The organism is Chiayiivirga flava (assembly GCF_014202825.1).
In the GTDB taxonomy this organism is placed as follows: domain Bacteria; phylum Pseudomonadota; class Gammaproteobacteria; order Xanthomonadales; family Xanthomonadaceae; genus Chiayiivirga; species Chiayiivirga flava.
On the sequence record NZ_JACHHP010000006.1, the window covers coordinates 167,633 to 188,181 of the forward strand.

General features: G+C 68.9%; 23 protein-coding genes and 1 tRNA gene. 18 read left to right on the plus strand and 6 right to left on the minus strand.

The genetic code is table 11. The features are described 5' to 3' along the window. Positions 1–36 precede the first annotated feature (36 nt). From ybgF to HNQ52_RS15195, 15 genes are all read left to right on the plus strand, one after another. Entirely contained in the window at positions 37–882 is an 846-nt protein-coding gene (gene ybgF / locus HNQ52_RS15125) for a tol-pal system protein YbgF (RefSeq protein WP_343059386.1), read from the plus strand. Positions 883–1,036: 154 nt separating this feature from the next. Then, a complete protein-coding gene (gene queE, locus HNQ52_RS15130) occupies positions 1,037–1,738 on the plus strand; it encodes a 7-carboxy-7-deazaguanine synthase QueE (protein ID WP_183962017.1) in 702 nt (233 codons plus the stop codon). Between the two features lie 87 nt (positions 1,739–1,825). Beyond that, entirely contained in the window at positions 1,826–2,500 is a 675-nt protein-coding gene (queC, locus tag HNQ52_RS15135) for a 7-cyano-7-deazaguanine synthase QueC (RefSeq protein WP_183962018.1), read from the plus strand. An 89-nt stretch (positions 2,501–2,589) separates the two neighbouring features. After that, positions 2,590–2,665 (plus strand) — tRNA-Lys (locus HNQ52_RS15140). Positions 2,666–2,744: 79 nt separating this feature from the next. After that, positions 2,745–4,193 (plus strand): GGDEF domain-containing protein, encoded by a 1,449-nt coding sequence (locus HNQ52_RS15145; protein ID WP_183962019.1) that lies wholly within the window; start codon positions 2,745–2,747, stop codon positions 4,191–4,193. A gap of 206 nt (positions 4,194–4,399) precedes the next feature. Continuing rightward, entirely contained in the window at positions 4,400–6,055 is a 1,656-nt protein-coding gene (pyrG, locus tag HNQ52_RS15150; RefSeq protein ID WP_183962020.1) for a CTP synthase, read from the plus strand. Beyond that, positions 6,052–6,888 carry a 3-deoxy-8-phosphooctulonate synthase gene (gene kdsA / locus HNQ52_RS15155; protein ID WP_183962021.1) on the plus strand — a complete coding sequence of 279 codons (837 nt, stop codon included), beginning with the start codon at positions 6,052–6,054 and terminating at the stop codon, positions 6,886–6,888. Before pyrG ends, kdsA begins: the two co-directional genes overlap by 4 nt. Further along, positions 6,881–7,690, plus strand: a complete 810-nt coding sequence (locus tag HNQ52_RS15160; RefSeq protein ID WP_183962022.1) for an FRG domain-containing protein — start codon at positions 6,881–6,883, stop codon at positions 7,688–7,690. Before kdsA ends, HNQ52_RS15160 begins: the two co-directional genes overlap by 8 nt. Positions 7,691–7,698: 8 nt before the next feature. Next, on the plus strand, positions 7,699–8,988 hold the full coding sequence (eno, locus tag HNQ52_RS15165) for a phosphopyruvate hydratase (protein ID WP_183962023.1): 1,290 nt from the start codon (positions 7,699–7,701) through the stop codon (positions 8,986–8,988). Between the two features lie 65 nt (positions 8,989–9,053). After that, on the plus strand, positions 9,054–9,371 hold the full coding sequence (ftsB, locus tag HNQ52_RS15170; protein ID WP_183962024.1) for a cell division protein FtsB: 318 nt from the start codon (positions 9,054–9,056) through the stop codon (positions 9,369–9,371). Next, on the plus strand, positions 9,368–10,057 hold the full coding sequence (ispD, locus tag HNQ52_RS15175) for a 2-C-methyl-D-erythritol 4-phosphate cytidylyltransferase (protein ID WP_343059387.1): 690 nt from the start codon (positions 9,368–9,370) through the stop codon (positions 10,055–10,057). The genes ftsB and ispD overlap by 4 nt, the downstream gene beginning before the upstream one ends. After that, complete coding sequence (gene ispF / locus HNQ52_RS15180; protein ID WP_183962025.1) at positions 10,054–10,563, plus strand: 2-C-methyl-D-erythritol 2,4-cyclodiphosphate synthase; 510 nt, start codon at positions 10,054–10,056, stop codon at positions 10,561–10,563. Before ispD ends, ispF begins: the two co-directional genes overlap by 4 nt. Further along, on the plus strand, positions 10,560–11,642 hold the full coding sequence (gene truD / locus HNQ52_RS15185; RefSeq protein ID WP_183962026.1) for a tRNA pseudouridine(13) synthase TruD: 1,083 nt from the start codon (positions 10,560–10,562) through the stop codon (positions 11,640–11,642). Before ispF ends, truD begins: the two co-directional genes overlap by 4 nt. A gap of 180 nt (positions 11,643–11,822) precedes the next feature. Further along, positions 11,823–12,041 (plus strand): hypothetical protein, encoded by a 219-nt coding sequence (locus tag HNQ52_RS15190; protein ID WP_183962027.1) that lies wholly within the window; start codon positions 11,823–11,825, stop codon positions 12,039–12,041. Between the two features lie 123 nt (positions 12,042–12,164). Then, entirely contained in the window at positions 12,165–12,359 is a 195-nt protein-coding gene (locus HNQ52_RS15195) for a hypothetical protein (RefSeq protein WP_183962028.1), read from the plus strand. A 33-nt stretch (positions 12,360–12,392) separates the two neighbouring features. Here the strand turns inward: HNQ52_RS15195 and HNQ52_RS15200 are convergent, their stop codons facing one another. After that, the gene (locus HNQ52_RS15200; RefSeq protein WP_183962029.1) at positions 12,393–12,947 is read right to left on the minus strand and encodes a Smr/MutS family protein; all 555 of its coding nucleotides are present in this window, start codon (positions 12,945–12,947) and stop codon (positions 12,393–12,395) included. Between the two features lie 134 nt (positions 12,948–13,081). Between HNQ52_RS15200 and HNQ52_RS15205 the strand changes: the two genes are divergently transcribed. Then, entirely contained in the window at positions 13,082–14,395 is a 1,314-nt protein-coding gene (locus HNQ52_RS15205; RefSeq protein ID WP_183962030.1) for an amidohydrolase, read from the plus strand. 10 nt (positions 14,396–14,405) lie between these two features. Here HNQ52_RS15205 and HNQ52_RS15210 read toward each other — a convergent pair whose 3' ends face one another. The 3 genes from HNQ52_RS15210 to HNQ52_RS15220 all read right to left on the minus strand — a co-directional run bounded on the left by HNQ52_RS15210 (position 14,406) and on the right by HNQ52_RS15220 (position 15,950). Then, entirely contained in the window at positions 14,406–14,612 is a 207-nt protein-coding gene (locus HNQ52_RS15210) for a hypothetical protein (RefSeq protein WP_183962031.1), read from the minus strand. A 152-nt stretch (positions 14,613–14,764) separates the two neighbouring features. After that, positions 14,765–15,187: an OsmC family protein gene (locus HNQ52_RS15215; protein ID WP_183962032.1), complete on the minus strand. Its 423-nt coding sequence runs from the start codon at positions 15,185–15,187 to the stop codon at positions 14,765–14,767. 142 nt (positions 15,188–15,329) lie between these two features. Then, a complete protein-coding gene (locus HNQ52_RS15220) occupies positions 15,330–15,950 on the minus strand; it encodes a DUF998 domain-containing protein (RefSeq protein ID WP_183962033.1) in 621 nt (206 codons plus the stop codon). Between the two features lie 144 nt (positions 15,951–16,094). Here HNQ52_RS15220 and trxA point away from each other — a divergent pair, with 144 nt between their 5' ends. Next, entirely contained in the window at positions 16,095–16,967 is an 873-nt protein-coding gene (gene trxA / locus HNQ52_RS15225) for a thioredoxin (RefSeq protein WP_183962034.1), read from the plus strand. A 28-nt stretch (positions 16,968–16,995) separates the two neighbouring features. On the opposite strand, the gene HNQ52_RS15230 is transcribed toward trxA, so the two are convergent. Beyond that, a complete protein-coding gene (locus HNQ52_RS15230; protein WP_183962035.1) occupies positions 16,996–17,904 on the minus strand; it encodes a DUF3667 domain-containing protein in 909 nt (302 codons plus the stop codon). 87 nt (positions 17,905–17,991) lie between these two features. On the opposite strand from HNQ52_RS15230, the gene HNQ52_RS15235 reads away from it, so the two are divergent. Then, complete coding sequence (locus HNQ52_RS15235; protein ID WP_183962036.1) at positions 17,992–18,459, plus strand: DUF4442 domain-containing protein; 468 nt, start codon at positions 17,992–17,994, stop codon at positions 18,457–18,459. A 94-nt stretch (positions 18,460–18,553) separates the two neighbouring features. Here the strand turns inward: HNQ52_RS15235 and HNQ52_RS15240 are convergent, their stop codons facing one another. Continuing rightward, positions 18,554–20,527: a M2 family metallopeptidase gene (locus tag HNQ52_RS15240; protein WP_425486508.1), complete on the minus strand. Its 1,974-nt coding sequence runs from the start codon at positions 20,525–20,527 to the stop codon at positions 18,554–18,556. Positions 20,528–20,549: the final 22 nt, after the last annotated feature.

Genomic DNA, 20,549 nt, shown 5'->3' on the forward strand with positions numbered 1-20,549 from the left:
TCTCGCAACACGTTGCGAGTCCTCGGAGCGGCGGCCGTGCTGGCCGCCGCTTCGTCGATGGCGCAGGCCCAGGAAGGCCGTCTGAGCCTGTCCGAGCGCATGGCGCGGCTCGAACAGCAGGCCAACAGCGGGCAGCAGACCGTCGAGCTGCTCAACCGCATCACCGAATTGCAGGCCGAAGTGCAGTCGCTGCGCGGCCAGATCGAAGAACAATCTTTCAAGATCCAGGAGCTGGAAAAGCGCAACCGCGACCAGTACGTGGATTTGGATTCGCGCATCGCGCGGATCGAAAGCGGGCAGGCCGGCACCGGCCAGCCACTGCTGGACCCGGCCGCCGTGCCCCCTGCGCCCGGCGCGGACGGGTCGCCGGCGGCGCCGAACCAGATCGTGATGGAAGCGCCGGACGTGCGCCCGCCGGTCGACGCCGGGCTGGAGTCGGTTCCGGCCGATGGCTCCACCGAATTTGCCCCCACCGAAACCATCGTCGACCCGGCCGCCGAACGCGCCGCGTACGAATCGGCGTTCGACTCGCTCAAGAACGGCCAGTACGCGGAAGCCGCACGCCGCTTCCAGGGCTTCCTGCAGCAGTACCCGAGCGGCGACTACTCGCCGAACGCGCAGTACTGGCTCGGCGAGTCGTACTACGTGACGCAGAACTACCAGATCGCCCTCGACGCCTTCCAGCGCCTGCTCAGCCAGTTCCCGAGCAGCAATAAGGCCCCGGACGCGCTGCTCAAGGTCGGCTACTGCCACTACGAACTCAAGCAGTGGACGCAGGCCGAGGCGACGTTGAACCAGGTCGTCCAGCAGTATCCCGACACCACCGTCGCCCGCCTCGCGCAAGGCCGCCTGCGCGCGCTGCGTCTGGAAAACCGCCAGTAACGCGATCGCGCATGCACATCCTTCCGGAATGTGCCGCAGTCCCCGATACAGAATCCTTCTCCCTGCGGGAGAAGGGTGAGGCCGGTTACCACCGGCCGAACGCAGGCGGATGAGGGCGCCACCTCCACGCGCCCCAGACACAGCAGCCCAACCCATGCCGACGGCCTCTGCCCCAGCCAGTGATATAGCGATCCTGCCGCCCGCGCCCGCCGCTCACGACCGCCTGCGCATCACCGAAATCTTCCTCTCGCTCCAGGGCGAAGCCCGCCACGCCGGCTGGCCCACCGTCTTCGTCCGCCTCACCGGCTGCCCGTTGCGCTGCGGCTACTGCGACACCGCCTACGCCTTCCACGGCGGCGACTGGCGCGACATCGACGCCATCCTCGCCGAGGTCGCGGCGCACGGCGTGCGCCACGTCTGCGTGACCGGCGGCGAACCGCTCGCGCAGAAGCGCTGCATCGGCCTGCTGCAGCGCCTGTGCGACGCGGGCTACGCGGTCTCGCTGGAAACCTCCGGCGCGATCGACATCGCCCACGTCGACACCCGCGTCAGCCGCGTGGTCGACATCAAGACACCGGGCTCGAACGAAGTGTCCCGCAACCGTTGGGACAACCTCGCGCACCTGACGCCGCACGACCAGATCAAGTTCGTGATCTGCAGCCGCGAGGACTACGACTGGTCGGTCGGCGTGCTGCGCGAACACGCGCTCGATGCACGCTGCGAAGTGCTGTTCTCGCCCAGCCACAAGGACATCACCCCGCGCCAGCTGGCCGACTGGATCGTCGCCGACCGCCTGCCCGTGCGTTTCCAGATGCAGCTGCACAAGCTGCTGTGGAACGATGCGCCGGGACACTGAGGGACGGGCCGTGGCGTGGCGCGACCCGCCGACCGCGCCGCCGAAAACCCGCTACCCTCCACACCGTCCCGCACACTGCGCCCACGCATGAAAAACGCCGTCGTCCTGGTTTCCGGAGGCATGGACTCCGCCGTCGTGCTCGCGATCGCGCGCGAGCAGGGCTTCGCCTGCCACGCATTGAGCGTGCGCTACGGCCAGCGCCACACGTCCGAACTCGACGCCGCCGCGCACGTGGCGCGCGCACTCGGCGCGGTGGAGCACAAGACCGTCACGGTCGACCTGCGCAGCATCGGCGGCTCCGCACTGACCGCCGACATCGAGGTGCCGGACAGCACCGTGGGCGCCGCGGGCATTCCGGTCACCTACGTGCCGGCGCGCAATACGATCATGCTGTCGATCGCGCTCGGCTGGGCCGAGGTGCTCGGCGCCAGCGATCTGTTCTGCGGCGTCAACGCGGTCGACTACTCGGGTTACCCGGACTGCCGGCCCGAATTCATCGCCGCGTTCGAGCGCCTGGGCAATCTCGCCACGCGCGCCGGTGTCGAAGGCGCGGGCCTGCGCGTGAACGCACCGCTGATGGCGATGAGCAAGGCCGACATCGTGCGCGAAGGCATGCGTCTGGGCGTGGACTTTTCGCACACGGTCTCCTGCTACCGCGCCGACGCCACGGGCGCTGCGTGTCGCCGCTGCGACGCCTGCCGCCTGCGCGCCGAGGGCTTCGCCGCCGCAGGCACGGCCGATCCGACACGCTACGTGCCCTGACGCCGCGCGCCGGCGCGGCTTGTACTGACCGCCTGCCGACACTAGACTGCGCGGCTTCGCGTGTGCCGCCGCCACCGCGAATCGATCCCGGGCCGTTAGCTCAGTCGGTAGAGCAGAAGACTTTTAATCTTTTGGTCGAAGGTTCGAATCCTTCACGGCCCACCATCCCGTCGATTGCGCGCTGGCTTCACTTGAGGCCGTCACGGGTTTTGCCTATGGTCGGACGACCCTGGTCGAGGTGGCGATGCCGGCGGTCCTTCCCTTCGTGTTCCTGCTGCTGCACGGCCTCGCGCTCGCCGCGTGGCCCGCGCGTGCCGATGCGGCGTCGCTGGGGTTTCTCGTGCTCGCTCCCGCGTTCGCCGCCATCGCATGCGCGGTGCGCGGTACGCGCGGCGGGCCGCGCACGCTGTGGTGGGCGACGGCGGCCGGGTTCATGCTGTGGTCCGCCGGCATGGCGGCGACCGCCTTCGGCGTGCTTCGCAGCGCGGACGACGGGGTCGCGGAGCTGCCGATGCTGCTGTTCGTGCTGTACGGCGTGCCGCTCACGTTCGCGCTTGCGAGCCCGGAAGGCGACCGCATCCGGCTGCGTCTGGTCGACGCCGCGCTGGCGGCCACGCTCGGCGTGCTGTTCTACGCGCACACCAACACCTTCGGCGAAGGCGAGGACGCGCGCGCCTTCTCGCACCTGCGCTGGATGTTCGACGTCGAGAACGTGTACATCGCGGCCTTCGCGGCGCTGCGTTTTTCCGCTGCCGTGCGTCCCGGCGAGCGCGCCTTCTTCGGCACGCTGCTCGCGTTCGCCGCCGTCTACCTGCCGGTGGCGGCATATGTGAACCACATCGAGCACGACCTGCCGTACGGCAGCGTCACCGACCTGCTCATCGACGTGCCCTTCCTGCTGTGCGCCGCGCTGGCACTGCGCGGCGTTGCGACCACCGGCGCCGCGACCTCGCGCGGCTGGCAGACCCTGGTGCATGCCGGCAGTCCGCTGATGCTGCCGGTGAGCCTGCTGATCGTCTCGGCCTTCATCGCGCAGACGCACACCCGACTCGCGTTCGCCGGCCTGGTGGTGGCGCTGCTCGGTTACGGTGCGCGCAGCGTGCTGGCGCAACTGCAGCTTTCCGGCGAACGCGACCGCCTCGACGCGCTGTCGCGCGTCGATAGCCTCACCGGCATCCCCAATCGACGCAGCTTCGACGACAGCGTCGCGCGCGAGTGGGCACGCGCGCGGCGGGCCGGCGAGGGCATCGCGGTGCTGCTCGTCGACATCGACCACTTCAAGCGCCTCAACGACACGCACGGCCATCAGGCCGGCGACGATGCGCTGCGCCTCGTCGCGCAGGCCATCGCGACGGCGTTGCGGCGCCCCGGCGATGTCGCCGCCCGCTTCGGGGGAGAAGAATTCGCGCTGCTGCTGCCGGGGGCGGATGGATCCGCCGCGGGTCGGATCGCCGAACGCGTCCGCGCCGCGATCGCCGCGCTCGGGACGTCCGGCGGCGCCTTGACCGACATCACCGCGAGCGTCGGCGCGGCGGTGGTGCCGGCATCCGCGCTGCAGCGGATCGATCCGGCGACGGCCGTGTCCGTGGCCGACCAGGCGCTCTATTCGGCCAAGGACGAGGGCCGCAATCGCGTCTGCCTGCGCTTGCTGGGCGACGCGGACGGTGCCTCGCTGCACCCGGCGAACGTCTGATCGGCACGCGCCGGCGCGACGCTGCGGGCCGAGACGCGCCACCGCCCTGTCGCACCGCAGCACGGCCTGAAGGTCGAGTAACACTCTGACGGAAAAGGAAAACACCCGCAGCGGCGGACCCTCGCTCGCGCAGGTTCACCGCGGTGCGCGCGTGCGGCCGGCGTGCCGAGCCGGTAGAATCCAGCTTTCACGCAGCGGTTCCGCTCATGACTCCCCTGATTTTCGTTACCGGCGGCGTGGTGTCCTCGTTGGGCAAGGGCATCGCGTCGGCCTCGCTCGCGGCCATCCTCGAGGCGCGCGGCCTGCGCGTGACGATGATGAAGCTCGATCCCTACATCAACGTCGACCCGGGCACGATGAGCCCGTTCCAGCACGGCGAGGTCTACGTCACCGACGACGGCGCCGAAACCGACCTCGATCTCGGCCACTACGAGCGTTTCGTGCGCACGCGCCTGTCGCGCAAGAACTCCGTCACCACCGGCCGCATCTACGACAACGTGATCCGCAAGGAACGCCGCGGCGACTACCTCGGCGGCACCGTGCAGGTGATCCCGCACATCACCGACGAGATCAAGCGCTGCATCGACGTGGCCACCGACGGCTTCGACGTGGGCCTGGTGGAAATCGGCGGCACCGTGGGCGACATCGAATCGCTGCCGTTCCTCGAAGCGATTCGTCAGTTGCGCACCGAGCGCGGCCCGGAGAAGGTGCTGTTCATGCACCTCACCCTGGTGCCGTACATCGCCGCCGCGGGCGAGCTCAAGACCAAGCCCACGCAGCATTCGGTGAAGGAGCTGCGCTCGATCGGCATCCAGCCCGACGTGCTGCTGTGCCGCAGCGAGCAGCCGCTGCCCGACAGCGAGCGGCGCAAGATCGCGCTGTTCACCAACGTGCCGGAAAACGCCGTGATGTCCGCTGTGGACGTCGACAACATCTACAAGATCCCGCTGTGGCTGCACTCGCAGGGCTTGGACCAGATCGCGGTCGATCGGCTCAGGCTCGACGCGAAGCCGCACGCCGACCTCTCCGACTGGGTCGCCACCGTCGATGCGATGGAGCACCCGGTCGACGAGGTCACCATCGCCGTGGTCGGCAAGTACGTCGACCATGCCGATGCGTACAAGTCGCTGTCCGAAGCGCTCAAGCACGGCGGCCTGCGCCAGCGCACGCGGGTGAAGCTGAAATGGCTCGAATCCGAACAGGTCGAGAGCGAAGGCGTCGGCGTGCTGCAGGGCGTCGACGGCATCCTCGTTCCCGGCGGCTTCGGCGATCGCGGCTTCGAAGGCAAGGTGCGCAGCGCGCAGTACGCACGCGAGCACAAGGTGCCGTACTTCGGCATCTGCTACGGCATGCAGGCGGCCGTCGTGGAGTTCGCGCGCGACGTGTGCAAGCTCGAAGGCGCCAACAGCACCGAGAACGATCGACAGGCGCCGCATCCGGTGATCGGCCTCATCACCGAGTGGCGCACCTCCAGCGGCGACGTGGAGCGCCGCGACGAAGGCTCGGACCTCGGCGGCACGATGCGTCTGGGCGCCCAGGAATGCCGCCTGAAGGCCGGCACGCGCGCACGCGAGCTGTACGGCGCCGACGTCATCACCGAGCGCCACCGCCACCGCTACGAATTCAACAACCGCTACCGCACGCAGCTCGAGGAAGCGGGCCTGGTGATCTCGGGCAAATCGATGGACGATCTGCTGGTGGAGATGATCGAGCTGCCGAACCACCCGTGGTTCGTCGCCTGCCAGTTCCACCCCGAATTCACCTCCACGCCGCGCGACGGCCATCCGCTGTTCGTCGGGTTCGTGCGCGCCGCGCGCGAGGCCAAGGCCGGCGGCAAGCTGCTGAAGGAAGCGAAGGCATGAAGCTGTGCGGATTCGAGGTCGGACTCGACAAACCGTTTTTTCTGATCGCCGGTCCCTGCGTCATCGAGTCGATGCAGTTGCAGATCGACACCGCCGGCACGCTGAAGGAGATCACCGGGCGGCTCGGCATTCCCTTCATCTTCAAGTCGAGTTTCGACAAGGCCAACCGCACCTCGGTCTCGGGCTTCCGTGGCCCGGGCATGGAGCAGGGGCTGAAGATCCTCGACGAGGTCAAGCGCCAGCTCGGCGTGCCGGTGCTCACCGACGTGCACGAGTACACCCCGATGGACGAAGTCGCCGCCGTGGTCGACGTGCTGCAGACGCCCGCGTTCCTGTGCCGCCAGACCGATTTCATCCAGAAGGTGGCGCGCGCCGGCAAGCCGGTGAACGTGAAGAAGGGCCAGTTCCTCTCGCCGTGGGAAATGAAGCACGTCGCCGAGAAGGCACTTGCGACCGGCAATACCGACATCATGGTCTGCGAACGCGGTGCAAGCTTCGGCTACAACAACCTCGTCTCCGACATGCGCTCGCTCAGCGTAATGCGCGACACCGGCTGCCCGGTGGTGTTCGACGCCACGCATTCGGTGCAGCTGCCCGGCGGCGCGGGCGGCAAGTCCGGCGGCCAGCGCGAATTCGTGCCGGTGCTGTCGCGCGCGGCAGTGGCCGTGGGCATCGCCGGCATCTTCATGGAAACGCACCCGAAGCCGGAAGAGGCGCTGAGCGACGGACCGAACGCCTGGCCGCTGCCGAAGATGGAAGCGTTGCTGGGTACGCTCATGGAGCTCGATCGAGTGACGAAAAAACATAAGTTCTTGGAGCATTCAGTTGGCTAAAGCTGCAGAATCTAAGAATGAATCCGTGTTGCCTCACGGAAGCTTGAGTTCATTCTTGGAGTGGAATCTTGGCTTTGGTCTTTTGAGCCGATGTGTCTATCGGGGGCAAGGCTGCGAAACGTGGGATCTGTTACCTGCTGTTGCTCGCAATGAACCGAAGGTTGATCCGAAGCGCACCGAAACTGAACTGCTGGAAGAGTTCAAACTGCGCCTTCCGAGCGTTCATGCGGGAATTTTTCGAAACGATTGGGAGCTGCTTGCACTTGCGCAACATCACGGAGCGCCAACCAGGTTTTTGGATTGGACACGTAGTCCACTGGTGGCGCTTTGGTTTGCGGTGTCAGACCGGGCTCGACAGGAAAATCTGCCGGATTGTGCGGTCTGGGTCGTGGAAACTCAGTCGCGAGATTTTGTCGAGGAAGTTGAGTTGACAAAATCACCGCTACTTGTATCGAGAACTAGACTCTACGAAGCGCCGCATTTTGATAGGCGCATCGCTGCCCAGCAGGGGTTGTTTTCTATCCACAAGTATTGGGAGGCTGGAGCAAAAGTAGTCTCTCTCGACAAGAACAAAGGATTCAGGAGCAGAGTGAGGAAGCTCAGAATTCCATCCAAATTCAGAACGCCGCTCTTGAAGGAGTTGGAGTCTGTAGGAGTTAACTCTGCATCTTTGTTCCCAGATATCGCTGGCCTGTGCAGGCATGTCGCGATCAAACATCAGTTGGCTCCACGCTTCGTTTTGCTTTCTGGCTCGGCCGAAGGCGGTGCGTTCATCGATGCCACGCTTCCAAGCTTAAGATAGGAAAAAGTATGACAACGATCTCCAGAATCCACGCCCGCGAAATCCTGGACAGCCGCGGCAACCCCACGCTCGAAGCCGAAGTCACGCTCGCGTCCGGTCATGTCGGCCGCGCGGCGGTGCCGTCCGGTGCGTCCACCGGCTCGAAGGAGGCCGTGGAACTGCGCGACGGCGACAAGACGCGTTATCTCGGCAAGGGCGTGAAGAAGGCCGTCGCCAACGTCAACGACACCATTGCGAAGGCGCTCGCCGGCTTCGATGCCGCCGACCAGTCCGGCCTCGACGCGAAGCTCATCGATCTCGACGGCACCGACAACAAGGGCCGCCTCGGCGCCAACGCGCTGCTCGGCGTCTCGCTGGCCAGCGCGCACGCCGTCGCGGCGTCGAAAAACATGCCGCTGTGGCAGCACCTGGCCGGCAACAACGCGGTGGAGCTGCCGGTGCCGATGATGAACATCATCAACGGCGGCGCGCATGCCGACAACAACGTCGACCTGCAGGAATTCATGGTCTTGCCGGTCGGCTTCGACAGTTTTGCCGATGCGCTGCGCGCCGGCACCGAAATCTTCCACGCGCTGAAATCGGTGCTCAAGTCGCGCGGCCTGTCGACCGCGGTCGGCGACGAAGGCGGCTTTGCGCCGGACCTGAAATCGAACGAGGAAGCGCTCGAAACCATCCTCGAAGCCATCGGCAAGGCCGGCTACCGCGCCGGCGAGGATGTGCTCCTCGGCCTCGACGTCGCCAGCACCGAGTTCTACGACAACGGCAAGTACAACCTCACCGGCGAGGGCAAGCGACTCACGTCCGAGCAGTTCGTCGATTTCCTCGCGGACTGGGCGAAACGCTATCCCATCGTCTCGATCGAGGACGGCATGGCCGAGGACGACTGGGACGGCTGGAAGCTGCTCACCGAGCGGGTTGGCGACACGGTGCAGCTGGTCGGCGACGATCTGTTCGTCACCAATCCGAAGATCTTCCGCGAAGGCATCGAGAAGAAGACCGCCAACGCCATCCTCATCAAGGTCAACCAGATCGGCACGCTCACCGAGACGCTGCAGGCGGTCGCGATGGCCGACCGGAACCGTTACGCCGCGATCATCTCGCACCGTTCGGGCGAAACCGAGGACACCACGATCGCCGACATCGCGGTGGCCACCACGGCCACGCAGATCAAGACCGGCTCGCTGTGCCGCAGCGATCGCGTGGCCAAGTACAACCAGCTGCTGCGCATCGAGGAGGCGCTGGGCGCGAAGGCGCGCTACGCCGGCCGCAACGCCTTCGTCAGTCTCAAGCGCGGGTGACGGCCGCCTTGGCGCACGCCGTCCGCATCGTCGGCGCATACCGCGCGGGCACGGTGGCGTGAGCCGTGGCGCGCCTGCTCGCACTCATCCTCGTCGCGGTGGTGATCCTGTTGCAGCTCAAGCTGTGGGTGGGCGCGGGCGGTTGGCGCGAGGTCGAGCAGCTGCGCGCCACGGTCGCCGCGCAGGCTGCGGAGAACGCGCGGCTGCAGCAGCGCAACGCCGCGCTCGCGGCGGAAGTGGACGATCTGAAATCGGGCGAGGCCGCGATCGAGGAGCGCGCCCGCGCGGAGCTGGGCATGATCAAGCCGGACGAGACGTTCTATCGCATCGTCGAACCGGGCGCGCTGCCGGCGCCGCCGGTCGAGCAGGAGCCGCAGCCGTGATCTGGGCCGTGGTGCCGGCCGCGGGCCGCGGCAGCCGCCTCGGCGGCGAGATTCCCAAGCAGCACCGTCCGCTGCTCGGGCGCCCGCTGATCCGCCACACGCTCGAACGCCTCGCGGCGCACCCGCGGATCGCGGGGCTGCTGGTGGTGCTGGCGCGCGACGATGCGTTCTGGCCCGGCTGGCGCGAGCTGCGCGGCAAGCCCGTTCTCACCGCCACCGGCGGCGCCGAACGCGCCGATTCGGTGCTCGCCGGCGTGCGTGCGCTGCCTGCGGACGTGCGTGCGCAGGACTGGGTCCTGGTGCACGACGCCGCGCGCCCGTGCCTGCGCCACGACGATCTCGACCGCCTCATCGACCACGGCAGCGCGCACGGCGTCGGCGCCATTCTCGCCACGCCCGTCAGCGATACGCTCAAGCGCGCCGCGGCCGACGGCAGCATCGCGCACACCGAAACGCGCGCGGGGCTGTGGCGCGCGCTCACGCCGCAGCTGTTCCGTCGCGGTACGCTGCAGCGCGCGCTCGAAGCCGCGACGCTCGCCGGCATCGCCATCACCGACGAGGCGATGGCGCTCGAGCGCATCGGCCTCGCGCCGCTGCTGGTGGAAGGCGCGGCCGACAACATCAAGGTCACCACGGCGGCGGACCTCGCCTTCGCCGAATTCCTGCTGGCGCGGATGGATCCGTGAGCGGCGTGCGGATCGGCACCGGTTACGACGTGCACGCGTTCGGCGACGGCACCCACGTGGTGCTCGGCGGCGTGCGGATAACGCACGTGCGCGGCCTGGTCGCGCATTCGGACGGCGACGTGCTGATCCACGCGCTGTGCGATGCCCTGCTCGGCGCGCTCGCGCTCGGCGACATCGGCCGGCATTTTCCGCCGGGCGACGATCACTGGCGCAACGCGGACAGTCGCGACCTGCTGCGCGCCGTGGTCGCGATGCTGCACGAGCGCGGCTGGCGCGTGGGCAACGTCGACAGCGTGGTGGTGTGCGAGCGGCCGAAGCTTGCGCCGCACATCGAGGCGATGCGTGCGAACCTCGCGGCCGACCTGCGCATCGACGCCGACGCGGTCGGCGTGAAGGCCACCACGTCCGAACGGCTCGGCTTCACCGGCCGCGAGGAGGGCATCGCCGCGCACGCCGTGGTGCTCGTGACGCGGACGCCACCGCCGCACAACCCGACGCCCGCATGAGCGGCGACGGCGCCGCGTTCCCGCGCGCGCACGGCCCCGCGGTGCTGCGCGCCCGGATGCGCACGCAGCCGGAGGATTTCGTCGTCGAGGAGGACCTCGGCTTTGCGCCGAGCGGTGCGGGCGAGCATCTGTTCCTCGTCGTCGAGAAGCGTGGCGCAAACACCGCGTGGGTGGCGCAGCAGCTGGCGCGCTGGGCGGGCGTGGCGCCGTTTGCCGTGAGCTATGCCGGCCTCAAGGATCGTCACGCGGTCACGCGCCAGGCCTTCACCGTGCATCTGCCCAAGCGGCAGTCGCCGTCCGTGGACACGTTGCAGCATCCCGACTTCCGCCTGCTTGTCGCCGACTGGCACGCGCGCAAGCTGCCGAAGGGCGCATTGCGCGGCAACCGTTTCACGCTGCGGTTGCGCGGCGTGCACGGCGAGCACGCCGCGGTCGATCGACGCCTGGCCGCCATCGCCGCGCTTGGCGTGCCGAATGCGTTCGGCGAGCAGCGCTTCGGTCGCGGCGGCGGCAATCTGGACCAGGCGCGCGCCATGTTCGCCGGCCGGCGCGTGCAGCGCGAGACCCGCTCGATCCTGCTCTCCGCCGCCCGCTCCGCCATCTTCAATGCCGTGCTCGCCGAGCGCATCGACGACGGCAGCTGGGCGCGCGGGCTGGACGGCGAGGTGTGGATGCTCGACGGCACCCACAGCGTGTTCGGCCCGGAGCCGATGGACGAGGCCCTGCGCGCCCGCGCCGCCGCGCTCGACATCCATCCGACCGGGCCGCTGTGGGGCGAGGGCGAGCCGCGCTGCACCGGTGCGGTCCGCGGGATCGAGCTGGCGGTGGCGGCGTGTCATCCCGACCTCGTCGACGGTCTCGCCGCCGCGCGCCTGAAGCACGAGCGCCGCAGCCTGCGCCTGCCCGTGCGCGAACTCGCCTGGTCCTGGGCCGGCGACACCCTGGAGCTGCGGTTCTGGCTGCAGGCCGGGGCCTACGCCACCACCGTGCTGCACGCGCTCGGCGACATCGCCGACGCGCAGGCCGCCGCCGACGCCGGCACCGCGGCCGCACCCGGCGCGGACGCGACGGACGCCTGACCGGCCCGCCGGCGGCCGTCGGCCGCCCGCCACGCGACGAACCGACCGCACGATTCCCGCCGCGGCTGCGACGCCGCGCCGCCGGTTTGCGTCAATTCGGCGTACAGTTTGTTCCGCACGCGCCGGTAGGTCGGTTTGCTGCACCCGGTCGGCGTGGGGTTCGTCACCGAGGAGAGCGTCATGAAGATCGCAAGACCGCTTGTCGCACTGCTGGCCGCCCTGTCGCTCGGGGCCTGCGCCAGTTCCGGAAACACCTATGCCGAACGGCCCGTGCGCAGCTCGCCGTCCAGCGTCGACACTACGAAAGTCGCGCTGGTCGAAAAAGCCGCCTACCAGCGCGGATTGCAGGTCGTGTGGGTGAATCCGCCCGAGAAACCTCGCCCGCCGCTCGACCGCTGAGTGCGTGGGCCGGCGTCCGCCGCACGCGGCTGACCGCGTGCGGCGAGGGGCGAACGTCGAGTGCATGAGGTGCGGCACGCGCCGCACGAGGGAGGCAGGATGAAGGTGGGAATCGTGGCGCGAATGGTGCTGGTCTGCGGCGTGCTGTCGCTCGCGGCCTGCGCGGGTCAGGGCGGAACCGCGGTGGTGCGGTCGACGTCGCCGACCGTGGCCGACGGCACGCGGATCAGCGCGGTCGAGCGGGCGGCGGAGCAGCGCGGAACCGATATCGTCTGGGTCAATCCGCCCGAAGTCCGTCGCGCGGTACGCGAGTACTGACGGCACGCCGGCGGCGCGGCCGGCCGGCGACCGTCACGGCAGCAACAGCACCAGCACGGCGCCGGTGCCGCCGTGTTGCGGGCGTGCCGACGCGAAAGCAAGCACGTCCGCGCGCTGGCGCAGGACGCGGTCAACCAGATTCTTCAGCACCGGCGCATCGCCCGCGCTGCGCAGGCCCTTGCCGTGCACGATCCGCACGCTCAGGCGGCGTGCGCGCCGGCTCTCGGCAAGGAATCCGCGCACCGCCTCCTCGGCCTGCGACGCGTTCATGCGGTGCAGGTCGATTTCGTCCTGCACTGCGTACTGCCCGCGCTTGAGGCGGCGCAGCAGGCGCGGCGGGTGACCGTCCTTCAGATATTCCAGCGCATCGCCCAGCGCGAGTTCGGCGTGCGCGAACGGATTGCGTTGCGACTGCAGCAGGGCCTCGCGTTCGTCGTCCTGCTGCTGGCGCGGTTCGGGCAACGGCTTCGGCGCGGCGGGAACGGTGTCGGGTGTGTGCGCGAGCGGACGCACGGGCCCGATCGCCTCGCGGAACAGCGCGGCATCGTCGGCATCGGGTGGCGGATCGGGGCGGGGCGGTCTGCGCATCGGGGTTCTCGGTTCCAGTGTAGCGGCTGCGTGCGTGTCGACGGCGCCAGCGCGCGCCGGCGCCGTGGCATGCTTGGGTGCCGCAGTCGCATGCCGACGCGTGGTTCACGAGTCCCGACCGCAGGAGCCTCCGCATGCCGAACGCCTGGCAGACCATCGCCGCCGCGCTGATCCTTGCCGCCGTCGCGCCCGCGCGCGCAGCCGCCACGCTCGACGCATCGGCCGAACAGCACGCGGCGACGTTAGCCGACCAGCTGCGCAGCTGGCGCCGCGACATCCACCAGCACCCGGAACTGGGCGAGCAGGAAACCCGCACCGCGGCGCTGGTGGCCGCGCATCTGGCTTCGCTCGGACTGGAGCCGCGCACCGGTATAGCCGTCACCGGCGTCACCGCCGTGCTGAAAGGCGCCAGGCCCGGCCCGCGCATCGCCATTCGTGCCGACATGGACGCGCTGCCGGTGACGGAGCAGGTGGACCTGCCGTTCGCATCGAAGGCGACCTCGACCTATCGCGGCGAACCCGTCGGCGTGATGCACGCCTGCGGCCACGATGCGCATGTTGCGATCCTGCTCGGCGTCGCCAGCACGCTCGCGGCGCTGCGCGAGGAACTGCCGGGCGAGGTGATGTTCGTGTTCCAGCCGGCCGAGGAGGGCCCGCCCATCGCAGGTGCGTCGTTCGGCGCCGCGCGCATGCTGGCCGAAGGCGTGTTCGACGACTTCAGGCCGGACGCCGTGTTCGGCCTGCACGTGTGGGCGCCGCTCAACGTCGGCACGCTGGGCGTGCGCAGCGGGCCGTTCATGGCGAGCGCGGACGAATGGACGCTGACGGTCCGCGGCACGCAGACGCACGGCTCGCGGCCGTGGGGCGGCGTGGATCCGATCACGGTGGCGGCGCAGATCCTGCTCGGCAGCCAGAGCATCGTCGCGCGCCAGGTGGACGTCACGCGTTCGCCCGTCGTGCTCACCGCCGGCACGATCAAGGGCGGCGTGCGCTTCAACATCATTCCCGAGTCCGTGCAGATGGTCGGCACCCTGCGCAGCTTCGACATGGATGTGCGCGAGGACGTGATCGCCCGGCTGCGCAACACCGCCGAGCACGTTGCCGCGGCGAGCGGCGCGACCGCGCAGCTGGACGTGGTCAACAACGCACCGGTCACGCGCAACGATCCGGCGCTGACGGCGCAACTGCTGCCCGCGCTGCAGGCGAGCGTGGGCGCCGGCAAGGTGGTGGAACTGCCGCTCAGCACCGTGGCCGAGGATTTTTCGCAGTTCGCGAACGTGGCACCGGGGTTCTATTTCTTTGTCGGCGCTACGCCGGCGGGCGTCGATCCGGACACGGCGCCGAACAATCACTCGCCGCGGTTTTTCCTCGACGAAGCCGCGCTCGACGTCGGGGCGCGCGCGATGCTCGCGGCGACGCTGCGGTTCCTGGAAGGCGAGCCGCGCTGAGCGGTGTCGATCAGCGCGGCAGCAGCTGCGTTTCGTGGTGTCCGTCGAAATCGATCAGCAGTGCGCTCGCGCCGCGCGCGACGATGCGTTCGTACAGCGTCTTGGCGCGCAGCAGCGCTTCGACCGGACACTGGAACCGCTCGATCGGACCGTCGTCGACGTGCACCAGCCAGGCCGGCGACGGCAGATCGCTGTGCAGCAGGTGGACATTCGGCATCGCGGTGCTCCCGTACGAGCTGGCGCGACCCCCGGATTCCGCCCTGAACGGGCACCATACCCGCGTGCCGGCGCGGTTTCGTTAGCGGACCGTTAGGCTGCCGCGGCGATTCGTGCACTGCGTCGCAGAATCAGGCGCCGTGAGGCCTGCGTTCAGGCGAGCGTCGCCTCAAGCGTGATCTGCGCGTTGAACAGCTTCGAGACCGGGCAGTTCTTTTTCGCGTCGTCCGCGATGCGCTGAAATGTCTCGGCATCGATGCCCGGGATGCTGGCGCGCAACGACAGCGCCGAACGGCTGACCTTGAAGCCATCGCCGTCGCTGTCGAGCGACACGGACGCCTCGGTGTCCAGCGCATCGGCGGCAAAGCCCGCGGCTTCGAGCTTGAACGCGAGTGCCATCGTGAAGCACCCGGCGTGGGCGGCGGCGAGCAGTTCTTCGGGATTGGTGCCGGGACCGTCTTCGAACCGCGCCTTTGCGCCGTACGGCGCCTTCGCGAGCACCGACGAGCGGGTGCTCAGATGGCCGCTGCCGGTTTTGCCGTTACCGCTCCAGTGCGCCTGTGCCTTGCGAATCATGGACGTTGCTCCGTGAGATGTGTGGAAGAAAACGGCTGCAGATGGCGTGCCAGAGACAGAGGCCGCAGGTCAGGCGCGGTCCGGCCGGCACTGCGCGGATTCTGCACGTGCGGGGTCTGCGCTCCCGTGCGATTGTCCCGCCTCAGTCCGGCACCTGCACCGCACGCAGTGCCACCGCGGAGGCCAGCGCGATCCAGCCGAAGTACAGGGCCAGCAGCGTCCGCTGCGCAAGCGCGGCAGGGTGCTCCACGCCCGGCAGCCATTGCGCCGGCGGCAGGACGAGACAGGCGAGCGCCGCCGCCGCGAGGACGCCGCCGAAGGTGCGCAGGATCGCCCAGCGCGGCGCGCGCCGCACGCTGGCGGCGATGAGCGCGGTGGCGGGAAGGAAGGCGAGAAGGCTCAGGCTCAGGGCCGTCACGTGCAGTTGCGATGCGCGCGTGTCGGGGTCGTCCAGATCGTAGGGCAGCAGACCCTGCGCGGCGAAGAACACCCCCGACAGCAGCAGCAGCGTGCTGCCGATGCGTCCGCCGCGCGCCGCGCCGGCGGCGCGCATCGGCGCTTCCAGCGCCACCGCGAAGACCGCCACGAGCACACCGGGCAGCACGAACCCGGACAGGTTCCACGCCAGCGCGGCGTCGGCCTGCACGCTGCCGAGCACGGCCAGGAGCGTCGCTGCCGGCAGATCGGCGCGCAGCGATGCGATGCCCAGCGCGAGGGCAAGGGCCACTCCGGCGATCCAGCCCGCGTGCAGCATCGTCCGCATCGTCGCGTTGCCTTCGGTCGACGCGGCGCGCGCGGCCGCGGAAGCGCGACCATCGGTGCACGGCGGCACCCTGTCAAGCGCGCGCGCTTGTCTTTTGTGGGTGCAGTCGCCATCTTGCAGCGCTCGCCCACACGACCTGCACCGATGACCCAGCCTGCCGCCACCCACGTGTTCGATGTCACCACGGCCCGCTTCCAGGACGAGGTGCTGCAGAAATCGCTCGAGGTTCCGGTGCTCGTCGATTTCTGGGCGACGTGGTGCGGCCCCTGCAAGACGCTCGGCCCGATCCTGGAAAAACTCGCGGCCGACTACAACGGCGCGTTCGTGCTGGCCAAGGTCGATGTCGATGCCGAGCAGCAGCTGGCCGGTTACTTCGGCATCCGCTCGGTGCCCACCGTGGTGCTGATCCGCGACGGACAGCCGGTGGACGGCTTCCCTGGCGCGCTGCCCGAGGGTCAGCTGCGGCAGTTCCTCGCGCAGCACGGCATCGAGCCGCTGGCCGCGCAGGCGCCCGAGAGCGTCGAGGACATCGTCCCGGTCGCCGTGGATCCGCAGATCGAGGTACAGACGCTGCGCGAGGCTATTGCCGCCGAGCCGGCGCGCGACGACCTGAAACTGGATCTTGCGCTGGCCCTGACGCGCATCGGCGACACCGACGAAGCCACGCGTCTGCTCGATGGCCTGCCGGCGAATCTGGCGGTGGACGATCGCGCCAAACGTGCGCGCGCAACGCTCGGTTTTGCCGCGCTGCTCAAGGACGCGCCACCGCGCGCCGAGCTCGAACGCCGCATCGCCGCGGACGAGCGCGACCTGCGCGCCCGCCATCTGCTCGGCGCGCACCTGATGGCCGCCGGTGAATCGCAGGCCGCGCTCGACCAGTTCCTCGAGATGCTGCGCCTGGACAAGGCCTTCGACGACAACCTGCCGCGCCGCGCGCTGATCGATGCCTTCAACAGCATCGACGACGCCGACCTCGTGAGCCGCTACCGTCGCCGCATGTCCTCGCTCGTGTTCTGACGGGCTCCGACCCGTGCGCGGCGCGGCGTCAGGCCAGCGCCAGCACCACGGCGAACTGCAGCGCGCGGTAGATCGTGAGATTGATCGCGAGCAACGCGATCGGCAACGCCAGGCCCGCCAGCGTCGCGCGCCACCAGCCGCAGTCGTAGGCCACGCGCACCGCGATCACCCCGTAGACGCCGAGCGCGGCCGGGAGAAGGTAACGCAGCGCGATGCCGGCCGCGGCATCCGCGCCCGCGCGCTCCGCCAGCCAGGCACCCGGCAGAACCACCAGTTCGAACAGGAACAGCACGAACGCGAAGTAGTGCAGCGCCACCACCACGTGCTCTGCGAAGTAGCGCCCGCGCCCGGCCATCGCCAGCAGCAGCACCACTGCCATGAAGGGCACATGCAGGACGATCAGCGCCTTGCTGACGTTGGCCGACGCGATCGCGTAGCGCTGCTCCAGCGCCGCGAACGCGGATCCCTCCGGGGCCTCGCGCACAAGCGCCGCGAGGCGCGCACGCACCCACGGTTCGGTGAAGCGCGAATGCAGCTGGCCGGCGTTCGCCTCGATCGACGCGCGCCGCTCGGCCGGCAAGGCCGCGATCGCGGGATCGAACTGGGCCACGACGGCGCCGCGCACGTGGTCGCGCAGCGGCAGGTCGAAATCGCTCATGCCGGGCGCGAAGAAGTACAGCACGTTGGCGAGGAGAAACAGCGACACCGGCGACATCCAGCGTGCACGCCGTCCGGCGATGTAGTCGCGCGAGAGCAGACCGGGGCGCAGCAACAGGGCGCGCATCGAACGCCAGAAGCGGCCGTCGAGATCGGTCAGCGCCTCCGCGAATTCGCGCAGCAGGTGCATGAGGCGGCGGTCCTGCGGGCGGAAACGATGCTGGCCGCAGGCGCCGCAGTAGCTCGCGGCGATCGTCTCGCCGCAGTTGGCGCAGCGCACGGACTCGGGAGGTGACGGGTTCCGCGCGTCCACGCCTGCGTATGCGATCCTTGGGCCCTGCGCAAAGTCTAGTCGAGAACCCGGATCATGACCGCCGCCGGTCTGCGTCGCCTGCTGAATCTGTATCCGCCGCTGCTGTTCGCCGGCGTTCGCGTCGAACGCGTGGACGACGATTTCCGCTACGCACGGGTGCGGCTCAAGCTGCGCTGGTACAACCGCAATTACGTGCGCACGCAGTTCGGCGGCAGTTTGTTCTCGATGACCGATCCGTTCTGGATGATCATGGTGCTGGAGAATCTCGGGCGCGATTACGTGGTGTGGGACAAGGCCGCGACGATCGACTTCGTGGCCCCGGGCCGCAGCGATGTGATCGCCGAATTCCGTCTCGACGCCGCGGTGCTCGACGAACTCCGCGCCGCCGCCGCCGGCGGCGAGAAGGTGCTGCGCTGGTTCGAGGTGGACGTGACGTCGCCCGCAGGCGATGTCGTCGCGCGTGTGCGCAAGCAGGTGTACGTGCGGCGAAAGCGCGATGCGGGGGCGTCCGCGTCGGCGTAAGCCGGCACCGCCCGAGGTCTTCCCGACCCGCGCTGGCCGGAAACGAAAAACCCGGCGTTCGCCGGGTTTTTCGCGCGCGGGACGGATCCGCGGCTCAGCTGCTCCAGCCGCACTCCTGCCCCTGGTTCTGCTCCTGCAGCCAGGTCTGCAGCGGCGCGAAGTAGTCGAGGATGGCCGACGCGTCCATCTGCTCGCCGCCGGTGAGTTCCTTCAGCGTCTGCTGCCACGGCTGGCTCGCACCCTTGCTCAGCATCGCCCAGTAGCGCTTGCCCGCTTCCGGATTGGCGGCGAAGTTGCACTGGTGCAACGGGCCGGTGTGGCCGGAGGCATCGCACAGCGCCTTGTAGAACTGGAACTGCAGGATGTGCGACAGGAAATAGCGCGTGTACGGCGTGTTGCCCGGCACGTGGTACTTCGCGCCCGGGTCGAACAGGTCCTCGCCGCGCGGCGAGGCCGGACCGACGCCCTGGTACTGCGCCTTGAGCTTCCACCACGCCGCGTTGTACTGGTCGGGCGGAATCGAGCCGTCGAACACGCCCCAGCGCCAGCGGTCGATCATCAGGCCGAACGGCAGGAACGCCACCTTCGCCAGCGCCATGCGCATCTGGGAGTTGATCACCGCCTGCTCGCTGACTTCGGGTTTGTCGACAAGATCGATCGAGGCGAGATAGTCCGGCGTCATCGACAGCACGATCGTGTCGCCGATGGCTTCGTGGAAGCCGTCGTGCGCGCCGGTTTGGAACAGCGGCGGCAGGTCCTTGTACGCGAGGTAGTAATAGATGTGGCCGAGCTCGTGGTAGATGGTGGTGAGCTCTTCCTCGTTCGGCTTGATGCACATCTTGATGCGCACTTCGCCGTCGGTGTTCATCGGCCAGGCGCTGGCGTGGCAGACCACGTCGCGGTCGCGCGGCTGCACCAGCTGCGAGTCGGTGTAGAACGAGTCGGGCAGGGCGGGCATGCCCAGGCCGGTGTAGAAGCTCTCGGCGAGCTTCGTCATCGCCGTGGCGCTTTCGAAATCGGCCTTGCGGCCCAGTTCCACCTGCTGCTCGGCGGTCAGCTTGCCCATGCCGCCGGCCTTGTTCACCTCGGTGGAGAGCATCGCGTCGCGACGCTGCTCCAGTGCGCTGTTGATGTCGAGGCTGCCGACGCCCTTGTACGGTTCGAGGATGGGCCAGAGGTTGCCCCAGTCCTGCTGCCAGAGGTTGCCAGTGAGGTGCGCGGGGATGAGGCCGTTGACCTGGCCCTTTTCGCCGTATTTGTCCACGAGCTTGCCGCGCGCGTAACACTGCAGCTGGTCGTAGAGCGGCTTGACCTGGCCCCAGAGGCGGTCGGTTTCGGCCTGGAATTCGGCCGGCGTCATGTCGTAGCCGGCGCGCCAGACTTCGCCGGTGTTGGCGAAGCCCATTTCCTTCGCGCCTTCGTTGGTGAGTTCGGCGAAGCGCTGGTAATCCTTGCGCATCGGCACCGAGATCGTGTGCCAGCCGTTCCACGCCGCGAGCTGCTCGTCGTAGGTGCTCGTGTCGGTGGCGGCGAGGATCTCGGAGACCTGGCCGATGTCCTTGCACGAGGCCGGATCGCCCGCATCGACACACCACTTGCCGGCGCCGTAGGTGGCTTCCATGCGGGTGGCGATTTCGGTGAGCTCCTTGAGCTTGGCCGGATCGCGCGGCGCGGGCATCGAGGAGCCGGTCTTGATCAGGTGCAGCGCGCGCGCCGTGGCAGGCGACTGCGCGGCCTCGTCGTAGAGCTTGGCCTGCTCGATGAATTCGTTGGTCTTGGTCAGCATGCGCTCGTTCGCGGCGGCGGCCACGCGCTGGCTGTCGGCGTTGATGTACGTGGACGACAGCCACGCGGCGGAGGTGATTTCCGGCGTCATCGCCTCCTGCGTTGCGTTGACGCGCGCGATGAAATCGTCGGCGCTTTCGGACGGTGTCGCCGGCTCGGCCGGGGCCGTGGTCGCGGCGGGCGCGGTGCTGTGGGGCACGGTGCTGTCGGTCGACGAGCCGCAGCCGGCGAGCAGCAGTGCGGTCGCGATCGCGAGGCCCAGGTGGGCGCGTTGGGTGTTCAAGGGTCTGCTCCGGAAACGTCTG

What these genes read in the sequence shown, in the direction of transcription:
- queE (WP_183962017.1), top strand. Translation starts at nt 1,037, where the DNA reads ATGCCGACGGCCTCTGCCCCAGCCAGTGATATAGCGATCCTGCCGCCC.
- HNQ52_RS15200 (WP_183962029.1), bottom strand. Translation starts at nt 12,947, where the DNA reads ATGCGCAGACCGCCCCGCCCCGATCCGCCACCCGATGCCGACGATGCC.
- HNQ52_RS15190 (WP_183962027.1), top strand. Translation starts at nt 11,823, where the DNA reads ATGAAGATCGCAAGACCGCTTGTCGCACTGCTGGCCGCCCTGTCGCTC.
- HNQ52_RS15220 (WP_183962033.1), bottom strand. Translation starts at nt 15,950, where the DNA reads ATGCGGACGATGCTGCACGCGGGCTGGATCGCCGGAGTGGCCCTTGCC.
- HNQ52_RS15205 (WP_183962030.1), top strand. Translation starts at nt 13,082, where the DNA reads ATGCCGAACGCCTGGCAGACCATCGCCGCCGCGCTGATCCTTGCCGCC.
- HNQ52_RS15145 (WP_183962019.1), top strand. Translation starts at nt 2,745, where the DNA reads ATGCCGGCGGTCCTTCCCTTCGTGTTCCTGCTGCTGCACGGCCTCGCG.
- eno (WP_183962023.1), top strand. Translation starts at nt 7,699, where the DNA reads ATGACAACGATCTCCAGAATCCACGCCCGCGAAATCCTGGACAGCCGC.
- HNQ52_RS15235 (WP_183962036.1), top strand. Translation starts at nt 17,992, where the DNA reads ATGACCGCCGCCGGTCTGCGTCGCCTGCTGAATCTGTATCCGCCGCTG.
- queC (WP_183962018.1), top strand. Translation starts at nt 1,826, where the DNA reads ATGAAAAACGCCGTCGTCCTGGTTTCCGGAGGCATGGACTCCGCCGTC.
- truD (WP_183962026.1), top strand. Translation starts at nt 10,560, where the DNA reads ATGAGCGGCGACGGCGCCGCGTTCCCGCGCGCGCACGGCCCCGCGGTG.
- HNQ52_RS15195 (WP_183962028.1), top strand. Translation starts at nt 12,165, where the DNA reads ATGGTGCTGGTCTGCGGCGTGCTGTCGCTCGCGGCCTGCGCGGGTCAG.
- HNQ52_RS15210 (WP_183962031.1), bottom strand. Translation starts at nt 14,612, where the DNA reads ATGCCGAATGTCCACCTGCTGCACAGCGATCTGCCGTCGCCGGCCTGG.
- trxA (WP_183962034.1), top strand. Translation starts at nt 16,095, where the DNA reads ATGACCCAGCCTGCCGCCACCCACGTGTTCGATGTCACCACGGCCCGC.
- HNQ52_RS15215 (WP_183962032.1), bottom strand. Translation starts at nt 15,187, where the DNA reads ATGATTCGCAAGGCACAGGCGCACTGGAGCGGTAACGGCAAAACCGGC.
- pyrG (WP_183962020.1), top strand. Translation starts at nt 4,400, where the DNA reads ATGACTCCCCTGATTTTCGTTACCGGCGGCGTGGTGTCCTCGTTGGGC.
- kdsA (WP_183962021.1), top strand. Translation starts at nt 6,052, where the DNA reads ATGAAGCTGTGCGGATTCGAGGTCGGACTCGACAAACCGTTTTTTCTG.